Source organism: Mesorhizobium sp., from assembly GCF_041661565.1.
Taxonomy (GTDB): domain Bacteria; phylum Pseudomonadota; class Alphaproteobacteria; order Rhizobiales; family Rhizobiaceae; genus Mesorhizobium.
Window position 1 is genome coordinate 1 of the sequence record NZ_JBAZUD010000141.1, and the last position, 12,904, is coordinate 12,904.

Annotated in this window: 12 protein-coding genes; 11 read left to right on the forward strand and 1 reads right to left on the reverse strand. The window is 65.0% G+C overall.

Translation table 11 applies throughout. The features are described 5' to 3' along the window. Positions 1-87: 87 nt before the first annotated feature. Complete coding sequence (locus WC739_RS20690) at positions 88-825, forward strand: SDR family oxidoreductase (RefSeq protein WP_372954892.1); 738 nt, start codon at positions 88-90, stop codon at positions 823-825. Positions 826-863: 38 nt separating this feature from the next. On the opposite strand, the gene WC739_RS20695 is transcribed toward WC739_RS20690, so the two are convergent. Then, positions 864-1,355 (reverse strand): MarR family winged helix-turn-helix transcriptional regulator, encoded by a 492-nt coding sequence (locus tag WC739_RS20695; protein WP_372954882.1) that lies wholly within the window; start codon positions 1,353-1,355, stop codon positions 864-866. Between the two features lie 280 nt (positions 1,356-1,635). Between WC739_RS20695 and WC739_RS20700 the strand changes: the two genes are divergently transcribed. The 10 genes from WC739_RS20700 to WC739_RS20745 form a co-directional block, all read left to right on the forward strand. Beyond that, complete coding sequence (locus WC739_RS20700) at positions 1,636-3,543, forward strand: DUF3483 domain-containing protein (RefSeq protein WP_372954883.1); 1,908 nt, start codon at positions 1,636-1,638, stop codon at positions 3,541-3,543. 260 nt (positions 3,544-3,803) lie between these two features. Beyond that, complete coding sequence (locus WC739_RS20705) at positions 3,804-4,772, forward strand: FAD-binding protein (RefSeq protein ID WP_372954884.1); 969 nt, start codon at positions 3,804-3,806, stop codon at positions 4,770-4,772. Then, positions 4,765-5,565 carry a hypothetical protein gene (locus WC739_RS20710; protein WP_372954885.1) on the forward strand — a complete coding sequence of 267 codons (801 nt, stop codon included), beginning with the start codon at positions 4,765-4,767 and terminating at the stop codon, positions 5,563-5,565. Before WC739_RS20705 ends, WC739_RS20710 begins: the two co-directional genes overlap by 8 nt. Continuing rightward, positions 5,558-7,597, forward strand: coding sequence for an FAD-dependent oxidoreductase (locus WC739_RS20715; protein WP_372954886.1), 2,040 nt, complete (start codon positions 5,558-5,560; stop codon positions 7,595-7,597). Before WC739_RS20710 ends, WC739_RS20715 begins: the two co-directional genes overlap by 8 nt. Positions 7,598-7,641: 44 nt before the next feature. Then, positions 7,642-8,394 (forward strand): amino acid ABC transporter ATP-binding protein, encoded by a 753-nt coding sequence (locus WC739_RS20720; RefSeq protein ID WP_372954887.1) that lies wholly within the window; start codon positions 7,642-7,644, stop codon positions 8,392-8,394. Next, positions 8,391-9,035 carry an amino acid ABC transporter permease gene (locus WC739_RS20725; protein WP_372954888.1) on the forward strand — a complete coding sequence of 215 codons (645 nt, stop codon included), beginning with the start codon at positions 8,391-8,393 and terminating at the stop codon, positions 9,033-9,035. Before WC739_RS20720 ends, WC739_RS20725 begins: the two co-directional genes overlap by 4 nt. Beyond that, a complete protein-coding gene (locus WC739_RS20730; protein ID WP_372954889.1) occupies positions 9,032-9,709 on the forward strand; it encodes an amino acid ABC transporter permease in 678 nt (225 codons plus the stop codon). Before WC739_RS20725 ends, WC739_RS20730 begins: the two co-directional genes overlap by 4 nt. Before the next feature lie 29 nt (positions 9,710-9,738). Further along, positions 9,739-10,563, forward strand: a complete 825-nt coding sequence (locus tag WC739_RS20735; RefSeq protein ID WP_372954890.1) for a substrate-binding periplasmic protein — start codon at positions 9,739-9,741, stop codon at positions 10,561-10,563. A 77-nt stretch (positions 10,564-10,640) separates the two neighbouring features. Beyond that, a complete protein-coding gene (locus WC739_RS20740; protein WP_372954891.1) occupies positions 10,641-12,134 on the forward strand; it encodes an FAD-dependent oxidoreductase in 1,494 nt (497 codons plus the stop codon). A gap of 5 nt (positions 12,135-12,139) precedes the next feature. Continuing rightward, the coding region (locus tag WC739_RS20745; RefSeq protein ID WP_372954893.1) for an ornithine cyclodeaminase at positions 12,140-12,904 on the forward strand (765 nt) is incomplete at its 3' end.

Genomic DNA, 12,904 nt, shown 5'->3' on the forward strand with positions numbered 1-12,904 from the left:
GACTCTTGGACGATCGCGACAAATCCATGGACAATGAGACATAGACCATCTTTGAACGCCTGCCTATCTCCATGCCAAAGGAGATTGCTGATGGGTATCGAAGGCAAGGTTGTCGCCATCACTGGCGCGAGCAGCGGCATCGGCCGGGCGACCGCGAAGCTTCTGGCCTCGCACGGCGCGTTCGTCGTGCTGGGCGCGCGCCGGGAGGACGCGCTCGACGAGGTCGTGGACGCCATCACCGCAAGCGGCGGGAAGGCGGCCTCCAAGGCGACCGACGTGCGCCGGCGGCACGATCTCGAAGCGCTTGTCGCGTTCGCGGTCGAACGGGCCGGCAGGCTCGACGTCATCATCAACTGCGCCGGGGTCGGGCCGATCTCCCGGTTCGACGCACTGGACGTCGAGGGCTGGGATGCCATGATCGATGTCAATCTGCGCGGCACGCTCTACGGCATCGCCGCCGCCCTTCCCGTGTTCGCAAGGCAGGAGAGCGGGCATGTGGTCAACGTTGTCTCGACCGCGGGCATCCAGATCGTGCCGACAATGGGCGTCTATGCCGCCACCAAGAACGCGGTACGCACCGCGACGGAGGTCCTCAGGCAGGAGGCCGGCCCCCACCTCCGCGTGACGGAAGTGTCCCCGGGGATGATCGACACGAATTTCGTCGACAGCATCACCGATCAAGCGACGAGGAAAATGATCGAGGAACGTCTCGGGTCAATCGCGATCCCGCCCGACGCGATTGCGCGAGGCATTCTCTATGCGATCGAGCAGCCGCGCGAAGTCGATGTGGGAAGCATCGTCATCCGCCCAACCGCGCAGGGCTGAGCGACTGCCTCCGGAAAGGCGGTTCGACGCGGGGTAGCCTAGGTTTCCCGGGCGGCGTTCCATTGGGACAGATCGGTGAATGTGCGGATGAACGCGGAATGCAGGCTGTTCCTCTGCGCTTTCGAAAGCCTCGACAGCATGGATTCCTGGTTCCGGATAAAGATGGGCGCCATGGCCTCGACGATCTCAGATCCCGAATCGGTGATTTGAAGGAGTTTCTTTCGCGAATCCTGGTCGTCCGCGGTCGTATTGATCAGCTTGCGGTCGAGCAGGCGCTTCACCGCACGGCCAATGGAATTCTTCGGCCGTCCATTGAGGAAGCTTATGTCCGTGGCGGTCATCTTCTTGCATCGCCACAAGGTCAGAAGAACGTTGCAGTCATCCCTGTTGAGAAGGAACTCCTTTTCCGTCTCGGATATGCTGTTGAGAGAGTAGTAATTCGCCCACAGACAGATCGCCATCGCCTGGGCAAAATCATGCCCGCTGACCAGGGCGGGCGCGTCCATCATCTCTTCGTCATGCGGGCTCAACACGGGCAAACATCTCCACCTTAATTCTCGCGGCGCCCCTGCGAGGATTGCCTAACCCGACCTCCGGGACCACCCGGCAGCCGCTCCCCACGGTTTGCGTCGACTCATACTTTTAGCAAGCTATCCACCAAGTCCGATACCCCCGCCTGTCGCTCCAAAAATCGAGTTGACAAGGTGAGGTGCTCTCAATATCGTTCCATTTGGAACTAAATAAAAATGGGGAAAGCCGAGCGTCGTCCGCGTTTGCGCGACGTCGCAACGGTGTCTGTGGTCAAGTGGAATGTCGAATTTCGTCGTCATCGTTTTATACAGTGGCGCGCTGGCTATTGTCGTGTCTCGTGCATGCCAGACGTGGATACTGTGGCACAAAGGCCGTGAGGCCTTGTCCGGCTGGGCCGCGGTTACGCGTCTGGCGCGCCGCTATTTCGTCGATGTCCATCACCTGGTGGCGCGCGAGCCACTGTCGGCCCGGATGCATGTCTATACGGCGGGCGGCTTTCTTGCACTGCTCTTTGTGACCGCCATGAATGCGCTGTTGGCGATCGCCGGGGTCACGCGGTCGATCACCCTGCCGCTTGCCGGCCTCAGTCTTTTGCTTATCCTGGCGCTGGCGTACGGCATCTGGCTGCAGGCCCGGCGGCGAGCCGGCCACCCGAGCCGCCTGTCGTCGGGCCGATACGATACGCTGCGGTATCTGTTCGCGACGACGTGCCTGTTCTTCGCGGCGGCTTCCATGGCCAGCCAGGCCAGCGCGCCGGGGCTCGACCAGGCCCTGGTGGCGATCCTGGCGGTAACGGGGATTTTCGGATTGTGGCGGCTGGCCAATATGGTCGGCACGGGCCCCATGCGCCATGCTTTCGCGGGAGCGGTGCATCTCGTCAGCCATCCACGCCCGCAACGGTTCGAGGGACGATCGACGGACCTGAAGCCGCTGGCACTGGAGGCGCCGCAACTGGGCGTCAACCTGCCGGCCGATTTCGCATGGAACAGGCTGGCTGCATTCGATGCCTGCGTGCAATGCGGGCGGTGCGAGCAGGTCTGCCCTGCCTTTGCGGCGGGATTGCCTTTGAATCCCAAGAAACTGATCGCCGACCTTTCCGCCAGCATCCGGCCTGTCGAGAGCCGGCCCGCATATCGCGGCAGCCCGCATCCGCGAATGGACGCTGGCTACACCTCGACAGCGGCCTGGCAGGACCTCGTCGGGGAAGAGGGGGCGGCGATCCACCCGGACACGCTCTGGGCCTGCACCACTTGCCGCGCCTGCGTCGAGGAATGCCCGATGCTGATCGAGCATGTCGATGCGATCGTCGACATGCGCCGGCACCAGACGCTCGAGCGCGGCGCTGTCCCCGCGAAGGTCGACGAGGCGCTCGCCAACCTGCGCATGACCGACACCACGGCTGGCGCCGATACCTCGACGATCCTGGACTTCGCGACGGACCTCAAGCTCCCTGTCCTGTCAGATGTCGGCGGCACCGATATGCTGCTCTGGCTATCGGACGGCGCCTATGACCGGCGCAGCCAGAAGATCCTGCGTTCCTTCATCCGCCTCCTGCGCAAGGCAGGGGTGGATTTCGCCGTGCTTGGCGCGCAGGAGAAGGACAGCGGCGACCTAGCGCGGCGGGTTGGGGACGAGGTTACCTTCCAGGCGCTGGCGCGTGCCAATATCGAGACGCTCGCGCGCTACGACTTCGCGCAGATCGTCACCACCGATCCGCATGCGCTCCACTGTCTGCGCAACGAATATCCCGCCTTCGGCGGACGATACGTCGTGCGGCATCATACCGATGTGCTGAACGAGCTCATCGCCGCCGGCCGCCTTCCCATCGCGCACAAGGCGGAAGGCAGCGCAACCTATCATGATCCCTGCTATCTCGGCCGCTACAACGGCGAATACGAGGCGCCAAGGGCGATCCTGGAAGCGATCGGCTTCGATCTTGTCGAGATGGAAACGAGCCGTTCCCGGTCCAGATGCTGCGGCGGCGGCGGCGGCGGTTCGCTCTCGGCGATTCCGAGCGAGCGGCGCATCCCCGACATCCGGGTGGATCAGGCGCGCCGGACGGGTGCGGGCATCCTGGCCGTCGCCTGTGCCGGATGCACGCAGATGCTCGAAGGCGTGCCGGGAGATCGCCCCGACGTCCGAGACATCGCCGAACTGGTCCTTCAGGCCGTGGAGGGCGGCCGATGACCCGTCCGCGCATCGACAGGAGCGTTGAAGCGGCCGCTCCGGCCGACATGAGCGTGCGCCGGCGGCGTGACAATGCCGCTCGCACGGACCTGCCCCTCGTTGCCAAGCGTCCGCGGCTGAAGCGCGACTTGCAGGCGATGACGATGGGTCCCAGCGGAGCCAGGCCACGAACATCGAATGCCGCAGCCTCTTTGTCTGTTGCCGGGCCGAGCCTGCGAACCGGGCAGAGGCAATCGGGTCCGGCGCAGGCATCGCCGGCCATGCAACGCGAACAGAATCTTCCAGGCGCGGCTGTCATTCGCGTCGAGGCGCCTGCGCGCTACCGGATGGTCATTTCCTTCGCGCGGCAGGCCTGGCCGGATTGCGAGCAGGAACTCGTCGCACTCGCCCGCGACGCCGAAGACAAGGACATGGCCGTCGTCGTGTGCCGTATCGGAGAGGCGGGGAGGGACGCCGGCGCTGCTGGCGCGGACCGTCTCGTCCAGGTCGCGGGCGATGAGCCCATGCGCCAGCGCGCCGAGATTCTCGCCGCCTGCCGCCAGGTCGGACCCGATCGCATCATGCTTCCGCACGACAAGAAGGGCGCGGCGTTGGCCAGATATCTCGCGGCCGCCCTCGGCCTTCGTCCGGCGCTCGGCGTGACCCAGATCCGGGGCAATGAGATCCTGGTGCCGACAGCCGATGGCCGTGGCGAATACAGGCGCCCCATGGCGAGCATCATGAGCATCCGCGAGACAGCCTGCCGGACGATCGCCGCCGGCGTCCGTCGCGAGGCCCGTCCGATCGAATTGCAGGAACCGGCCGGCGTCCCGGAAGGGGTGACGGACCATGGCCCGCAGCACTCCGATGTCTCGATGCTGCCGCTCGAGGAAGCGCAGTTCATCATCAGTGCCGGCGACGGAGTGACGGATTTCGAGACGTTCGGCAGGACGGCCCGCGGCCTCGCCGCGACGATTGCCGGCAGCCGGGTGATCTGCGACGCCGGCCATCTGCCTAGGGACCGCCAGATCGGCGCGTCCGGCCATGTCGCACGGGCGGACTGCTACGTCGCCCTGGGCATTTCCGGCGCTCCCCAGCATCTGGAGGGGATCCGCAACTGCACCCATGTCGTCGCCGTCAACACGGACCTTCACGCGGCAATGGTCGAACGCGCCGATCTCGCGATCATAGCCGACGCGCAACAGGTGATGCCCGCTCTGCTCCGCGCTCGAGGAGCGTCCCATGGCTAGGAGATCGGCTGTTCTTCTCCTGTCGAGCGGCCGCCACCCGGTGAGCGGGCGCACAAGGGCCGCCGACTGCGACGCGCGGGCGCTGCGGATGGCGCTGCGGCTGCAGGCGGAAGGCTGGACGCTGTCGGCCATTCATGCGGGCCGGCCCGATGACGCCGCTCTTGGCCAGTATCTCGGCATGGGATTGCCTTCGATCACCGTGCTCGGCCCGATGAGCGAACAGGATGACGCCGTCCCCGCCCTGATGGATGCCGTTTCGGCCCGCACGCCGATTCTGGTCCTGTGCGGGCAAACTGCCGAGGCCGGAGAAGGCAGCGGGATGATGCCCTACCTGCTCGCGCAAGGCCTTGGCGCGCCGGTCATCGACAACGTGGCGGACATCGTCTGCGGCGGCACGGCGATCAGCGTCCTGCAGGCCGAGCCCGCCGGTCGGCGCCGGAGATATTCGCTGGAAGGACCCGCGGTTCTGGCCGTGGGGTCGCTCGCGCCCGCGCCGCCGCCATTCGCCTATGGCCGCATGAGACGCGGCGTGATCGAGCTCGAACGACGCAGCGCCGAGCCCGACCGCGACCGTGCCGGCTGGGAGGTCATGCCTCGGCGGCCGCGGCCGGCGCGCCTGCGGCCGGCCCAGACATCGGCAACCGTGCCAGGAAAGCGAGCCCTGACGGATATCACGCCCGAAGCAGCAGCACTCGAAATCATAAATTTTCTCAAGGGAATCAACGTCCTGAAGGACGTTGCAGCGTTTGACGGCGAAAGCCGCCAAGCGGAAGCGCAGGAAGCACATGGCTAAATACGACGCACTCCTAAAGCCGTTGACGATCAAGGATGTGACATTCCGAAATCGCATCATGTCCACGTCGCACGCGCCGGGCTTTGCCGAAGACGGCATGCCGGGAGAACGCTATCAGCTCTATCATGCCGAAAAGGCCAAGGGCGGGATCGGCCTGACGATGTTCGGCGGGTCATCGTCGGTTTCCCTCGATTCGCCGCTGTCCTTCAACCAGATCTCCGTGGCGGACGACCGGGTCATTCCGTACATGCGCCAATTCGCCGATCGCGTGCACGCCGAAGGCGCGGCCATCATGTGCCAGATCACGCATATCGGCCGTCGCGGCGCGTGGGACAGCGTCGACTGGCTGCCTCTCATCAACCCGTCCTCGACGCGCGAGCCCATGCACAGGCACTACGCGAAGGAGATGGAGGATTTCGACTTCCCTCGCGTCATCGCGAATTTCGGCGAGGCCGCGCTTCGCCTGAAGAAGTCGGGGCTCGACGGTTGCGAGATCATCGCTTCGGCGCATCATCTGATCGATGCGTTCATCTCGCCGGCGCTGAACCATCGCGTCGACAAATATGGCGGCAGCCTGCAAAACCGCATGCGCTTCGGCATGGAGGTGCTTCAGTCGGTGCGCGCCGCCGTCGGCGACCGCTTCATCGTCGGCCTGAGGATCGCGGGCGACGAGTTGCAACGCGGTGGCCTGACCCAGAAGGAATGCCTGGAGGTGATCACCGGCTTCTGCAATTCGGGGCTGATCGATTTCGTCAATGTCTACCAGTCGCATGGCGATGATTTCCGGGGACTCAACGCCATGATTCCCGATCTCAGCTTCGCCTCGGGCGCGTTTCTCCATCTGCCGAGCGCGGTGAAGTCCGAGGTCGACATCCCGGTCTTCCATGGCTCGACAATCCGCGACCTGGCGACTGCGAACCGGGCCGTCGAGGAAGGCCATGTCGACATGATCGCGATGACGCGCGCCCATGTCGCGGATCCCTATATCGTCCAGAAATTGATGGAAGGGCGCGAGGACGACGTGCGCCAGTGCGTCGGCGCCAACTATTGCATCGACCGAGCGGGCGGCGGTCGCGACATGCTCTGCATCCAGAATGCCGTGACGACGCGCGAGCAATTCCTGACGCACAAGGTCAAGCGCAGCCAGACGCCGCGCAAAGTGGTGATCGCCGGGGCGGGCCCGGCCGGGCTGGAAGCGGCCCGCACGGCCGCCCTTGCCGGGCACCAGGTCGTCCTCTTCGAAGCGTCGGACCGCCCAGGCGGTCAAATGCGCCTGGCGCCGACCGTCGACTGGCGCGCTGGAATGAGCGGGATCGTGCGCTGGCTGCAGCTGCAGATCACGAAGGCTGGCGTCGATGTGCGCTACGGCAGCGCGGCGACCGTGGAGACGATCCTCGCCGAACAACCCGACACAGTGATCATTGCGACCGGCGGCGAGCCCGCGGTGCCGGCGGTTCCCGGGATCGAAATGGCTGTCAGCGCACGCCAGATATTGTCGGGCGCGGTCGCACCGGGCAAGAACGTGCTGCTGTTCGACGTCACCGGCAACCATGTCGGGATGACGGCCGCGGACTACATCTCGCAGCGCGGCGCCGTGGTCGAGATCGTCACCGCCGACCAGATGATCGGCGAGGAGGTCGGGCGCACGGGACGCGTGACCTTCATGAAGCGCCTCTACGAGCGCAACGTCATCATGTCGCCCAGCCACGATCTCACGGAGGTCTACCTCGACGGCAATGCCCTGATCGCGGTGCTGCGTGAGATTCACTCCGACCGCGAGGAAGAACGCGAAGTCGACCAGATCGTCTTCGAAGCCGGAACGCAGCCGATCGCGGACCTGTATTTCGCGTTGAAGCCACAGTCGCGCAACGATGGCGAACTCGACCAGCAGGCGTTCGTCGCCCTGCGGCCACAAACGATCGTCGCCAATCCCGGCGGCGCCTTCGACCTCTACCGAATTGGCGACGCCGTCGCCAGCCGCAACGTGCACGCCTCGATCTTCGAGGCGACCCGCCTGGTGCGGGCGCTATGAGCGCCCACGCTGACATCGCCGGAAAACAGACTGGAGTTGCAGGCATGACCACACCGATCATTTCCTTGCAGAACTTGAGCAAGTGCTATGGCGACCACAGGGTCCTTCCCGGCATAAACCTGGACATCGAGGAGGGCGAGGTCGTCGCGGTCATCGGGCCGAGCGGCTCGGGCAAATCGACCCTGCTGCGATGCCTGAACTACATCGAGCATCCCACGAGCGGGGTGATCAGGGTTGGCCAGACCCGCATCGAAGTCGGGCGCGACGACAGCGTGCGCCGCGTGCGGGAACTGCGCCGAAACCTCGGCATGGTGTTCCAGTCCTTCAACCTGTTTCCGCACATGACCGTGCTGCGCAACATCTCCCTGCCGCAGGTGCGCGTGCTCGGCGTGTCCGAGAAGGAGGCGGAGCAGGTGGCCCGCAAGCTCCTGGAGCGCGTCGGGCTTTCCGACAAGGCGGCGCAGTATCCCGCCAAATGTTCCGGCGGGCAGCAGCAGCGCATCGCCATCGCCCGCGCCCTGGCCCTCGGCCCGAAAGTGATGCTGTTCGACGAGCCGACCTCGGCGCTCGATCCCGAGCTCGGGCTCGAGGTTCTCAGCGTCATGCGGGAACTGGCGGAGGGCGGCATGACGATGCTGGTCGTCACGCACGAGATGCGCTTCGCGGAAAGCGTTTCCGACCGGGTCGTGATCATGGCCGACGGCGAGATCATCGAGCAGGGCAAGAGCGCCGACATCATCCGCGCGCCGCAGTCCGAGCGTGGCCGGCGGTTCCTCAAGGCGGTAAACGACCGATGACCTGGGACCACGTCTTCCTCATCATTTCAGGCATTCCTAGGACGATCATCGTCACCGTGCTGTCGCTCGCGGTCGGCATGCTGCTCGGCTTTCCGATCATGCTCATGCGCATTGCGCCGCTGTCGCCGGTCCGCGTCGCCGCGACCGTGCTGATCGCCGTGGTGCGCTCCGTGCCGCCGGTCGTGTGGGTGTTCATGGTGTTCTTCGGGGTGGGCGCCGACGTGGTGGATGTGAGCCCGTTCACCGCCGCCGTCATCAGCTTCGGGCTGATCAGCGCGGTCAACATGGCCGAGATCTACCGAGGCGGCCTCATCGCCATACCGCTCGGCCATCACGAGGCCGCCATCGCCCTCAACCTTTCGCGCTGGCACCATTTTCGCGACGTCACGCTGCCGCAGATGTTCGTCGTCTCCCTGCCGGCGATCGCCACCTATGCGGTCGGCCTGCTGAAGGACACATCGATCGCCTCGACGATCGGCCTGCAGGAGCTCTCGTTCCAGGGCCGCTACGTGACCGACATGACATACAAGGGCTTCGAGGCGCTGGTCGTGGTTGGCGCCTGCTACATCGTCATAAGCCTGCCGATAGCCTGGCTCTCCCGCAACCTTGGCGAAATGCTCAAGAGGAGGGTCGCCCGATGACCAAACTCTGGATGGGAACCGAGTGGGGGATGATCCTCTCCTGGCTGCCGATGCTCTGGGACGGCCTCGTCATCAACCTGCAACTGACCTTCATAACGCTGGTGCTCGGCGTGCCGCTCGGCCTGTTATGGGCGGTGACGGTCAGGTCCAGGTCGAGGGCCATTCGCTATGTGACCCTTGTTTTCGTCGAGATCGGCAGGGGCGCTCCGGCACTCGTGCTGCTTCAGTTCATGTATTTCGGACTGCCGCAGGGTGGGCTGGTGCTCAGTTCATTCACCTCGGCGATCCTCGGCCTTGTGTGGAGCACCGGCGCCTATACGTCGGAAATCATTCGCGGCGGCCTCGAGGCCGTGCCGCTGGGGCAATCCGAGGCGAGCACGGCGCTCAACCTCTCGGCCGCCGACACGTTTCGATACGTGATCCTGCCGCAAGGCTTCTGGGTCGCGTTGCCGCCGCTGCTCGGATTCGCGATCCTCGTGTTCCAGAGCACGGCGCTCTGCTTCGCCATCTCATTGCCGGAAGTGCTGGCGCAGGCCAACGACATCGGCGCGACCACGTTCCGGTATTTCCCGGCCTACACGGTCACCGGCATCATCTTTGCAGCCATCTGCATCCCCGCTTCCATCCTTGTCGGGTGGATAGAACACAGGGTCGCGACGCGGTCTCGAACCTGAAAAAAACCAAGCACAGAAAGGGAACTAACATGCGAAACTATATTGCTGGCGCCGCGATCCTGGCGCTCTCGCTGGTGTCAGGCATCGGATCGGCGGCGGCCGACTGCACGCCGTCGCGCGAATTCAAGACCCTCAAGCCCGGTGTCCTGACGATCTCGGCCCAGACCTACCGGCCATACTCGATCGTCGAGTCGGATGGGACGGTTTCCGGCATCGATGGCGAGTTGCTGAAGGAGATCGCCAGGCGCGAATGCCTGAAGATCGAGGCGGTGATCGTCGACGCCGCGGCCGCGCTGAATTATGTGCAGACCGGCAAGGCGGACGTCACGGTGGGCGACTGGTACCGCACCAAGGCCCGGTCGGAAGTCATGAACATGACCGATCCGCTCTATCTGGACCAGATGGGTATCGTCTCGAAGGATGGCGCCTCCAAGCTGTCTGACCTCGAGGGCAAGGTCGTCGGCACGCTGCAGAGCAATTTGTGGGTTCCCGACCTGAAGAAGCTCTATGGCGCGAAGCTGCGGCTCTATCCGGTGGTGGCCAATGTCCAGCAGGACCTCAAGAACGGCCGCATCGATGCCTATGTCGAAAGCTATTCCATCGCCATCATCGCGGCGCAATCGGGCGAGATCGACGGCTTCAAGGCAGCCGTGGCCGAGCCGGACGAACGCGTCGTGTCCTCGACCCTTCCGGGGCAGGGCGCCTTTCCGCTCAACAAGGAAAACCCCACCCTGCTCGAAGTGATGAACGCCAACATCGCCGAACTGCATAAGAACGGTTTCATCGAAAAGCTGCTGGTCAAGTACGGCCTCGACGCGTCGGCCGCCAAGACCGGCGAGCCGCGCTGGATGTAGCAAGGTCGGGCTGGTGCAGCGGCTTGCCGCTGCACCAGCCCCGCTTCCAACGCCAATCGAACACAGGCGAACGCCCCATGTCGCAGTCAGAACTCGAAACCGTCCATGACGTCGCCGTCATCGGCGGAGGAATCATCGGCGCGTCCGCCGCCCAGCATCTCGTTGCTGCCGGCTACAAGACCATCCTGCTCGAGCGGGGCGACTTCAGCTCGGGCACGTCCAGCCGGACCTCCCGCCTGCAGCATTGCGGTCTGAGCTATTTTTCGGCGGCATCCGGTTCAATCACCGCTTTCCTCTTCCATCCACTGTTCGCCTTGAAATCGCTGGAGCTGGCGCGCCGTGCCATGCGCGGCCGGGCGGAATTCGTGCGATCCTGTCCCGAGCGCGTGGAGAAGGTCACTTTCTTCGTGCCGCTGACGGCGTCCAATGCCATCAGCATCTCCAAGGCTCGCATTGCCTTCGCCATGCTATCGGCCTGCGCCGATGGCCTGCCCCTGGACCTCAAAGTGTATTCGCCGGCCGAGGCACGGCAGCTGCCGGCGTTCAGCGGGATCGCGGACCATGACCAGCTTCGTGGCGCGATCAGCTTCACCGAGTACCAATACAAATGGCCCGAGCGCATCATCATCGAGGCGATCGTCAAGGCGCGGGCGCAAGGTCTGACTGCCTGCAACTATACCGAGGTCATCGCCCTCGAGCGCAAGGGCGGCCTGTGGCGGATTGAAGCGCGCCGGCGCGACGGCAGCCTCGTCACCATAACGGCCCGCGCGATCGCCAATACGGCGGGCGTCTGGGTCGACGAGATAACCCGCCTGGCCCGCCGCAACGGTCCTGTTCTCAACAAGGGCGCCAAGGGCGCCAATATCGTGCTGAAGCTGCCGGACCAATTCCGCGGCATCGGCTTCGACACGGTCACCCGGTCGGGAATGCCGTTCTACATCATCCCTTGGGGTGGTCTTCACTATGTCGGCCCATGGGATAGCCCGGCGGAGGGTCGCCGGGAGGATTTCCGCGCGTCCGAGGACGATATCGGCGCCATCATGGGCGAACTCAATGCGCTGTTTCCCGACCTGAATCTGGGCCGCGACGACGTGCTCTACTCCTGGGCGGGCGTGCGCCCGCGAACGGCCTTCGGCACTTCCGCGCTCGGCTCGCTGGATGTCATGGAGCACGATCTCCACGCCCAGGGCCTGCCGAACTTCGTGGTCTTCACGGGCGGCCTTTTCATGACCCACCGCGATGCCGGACGCCGCATCACCCGCGCGATCGGCAAGCATCTGGCGCCGAGCGGCGCAGCTCGCGCGATCGACTACACGGTGCCCGCGATGCCCGATTGCACCGTATTCTCGCCGGCCGCGGTGCGATGGGCGGTCGAGCAGGAGCAGGCCATCAGCCTTGCGGGCATCCTGCGCAGGCGGCTCATGATGGGATGGAACCCTGACCTGGGACTCGACCTCGCGGAAGAGACCGCGCGGATCGCGGCTCCTCTCCTGGGCTGGGATGACGCGGCCCGGCAAGAGCAGGTCGACCATTTCCGCCAATCCACGCACTTCTTCTACGGAAAGGCGTGAGCGGCATGCACTTTGTCGAGAAAACCGACGTCCATCGCCTGTTGCCCTATGGCGACCTCATCGATTGGTTCCAGGCAAGTCTTCGCGCCGAGACGCCGGACAGCGCCGTGATGGTGACGGATGAACCCGGGCCTGGGGAAAACCAGTTCATCGCCCTCGTCGGCTGGCAGCGGGACAGGCTGATCGCCGTCAAGCTGGTGGGCGTGTTTCCACGCAACACGCGCCTCAGCCCTCCGCAGGCTTCCGTCCAGGGCCTGGTCTGCGCGTTCAGCGGCGGGACCGGCACGCCATTGCTGGTCGCCGATGGCGAGGCCATGACGTTTCGCAAGACGGCGGCGGATTCCGCCCTGGGCGCAAGGTTTCTCGCCCGCCCAGACGCCAAAAGCCTGCTGATCGTAGGCGCCGGCGGCCTGGCGCCCCACATGGCGCTGGCGCATTGCGCGGCGCGGCCGTCGATCGAAGCGGTGCGCATCTGGAACCGGACCGGGGAGCGCGCAGTTGCGGTGGCCTCTCGTCTGAGCGGACTGGGCCTGCCCGCCGAGGCGGTCACGGACCTCGACCGCGCTGTCGCGGAGCACGATATCATTTCCTGCGTCACCATGTCGGAGCAGCCCCTGGTCAAGGGCCGGCTGCTGAAACCAGGCGCCCATCTCGATCTCGTCGGATCCTATCTTCCCTCCATGCGCGAATGCGACGAGGAGGCGATCGCGCGGGCACGCGTCTTCGTGAACAGCCGGAACGGCATAGAAAGCGCCGGCGACCTCGTGCAT

Bases quoted from the DNA above. Each gene is read 5' to 3' on its own strand.
- WC739_RS20700 (WP_372954883.1), top strand. From the start codon at position 1,636: ATGTCGAATTTCGTCGTCATCGTTTTATACAGTGGCGCGCTGGCTATT.
- WC739_RS20705 (WP_372954884.1), top strand. From the start codon at position 3,804: ATGCAACGCGAACAGAATCTTCCAGGCGCGGCTGTCATTCGCGTCGAG.
- WC739_RS20710 (WP_372954885.1), top strand. From the start codon at position 4,765: ATGGCTAGGAGATCGGCTGTTCTTCTCCTGTCGAGCGGCCGCCACCCG.
- WC739_RS20715 (WP_372954886.1), top strand. From the start codon at position 5,558: ATGGCTAAATACGACGCACTCCTAAAGCCGTTGACGATCAAGGATGTG.
- WC739_RS20720 (WP_372954887.1), top strand. From the start codon at position 7,642: ATGACCACACCGATCATTTCCTTGCAGAACTTGAGCAAGTGCTATGGC.
- WC739_RS20725 (WP_372954888.1), top strand. From the start codon at position 8,391: ATGACCTGGGACCACGTCTTCCTCATCATTTCAGGCATTCCTAGGACG.
- WC739_RS20730 (WP_372954889.1), top strand. From the start codon at position 9,032: ATGACCAAACTCTGGATGGGAACCGAGTGGGGGATGATCCTCTCCTGG.
- WC739_RS20735 (WP_372954890.1), top strand. From the start codon at position 9,739: ATGCGAAACTATATTGCTGGCGCCGCGATCCTGGCGCTCTCGCTGGTG.
- WC739_RS20740 (WP_372954891.1), top strand. From the start codon at position 10,641: ATGTCGCAGTCAGAACTCGAAACCGTCCATGACGTCGCCGTCATCGGC.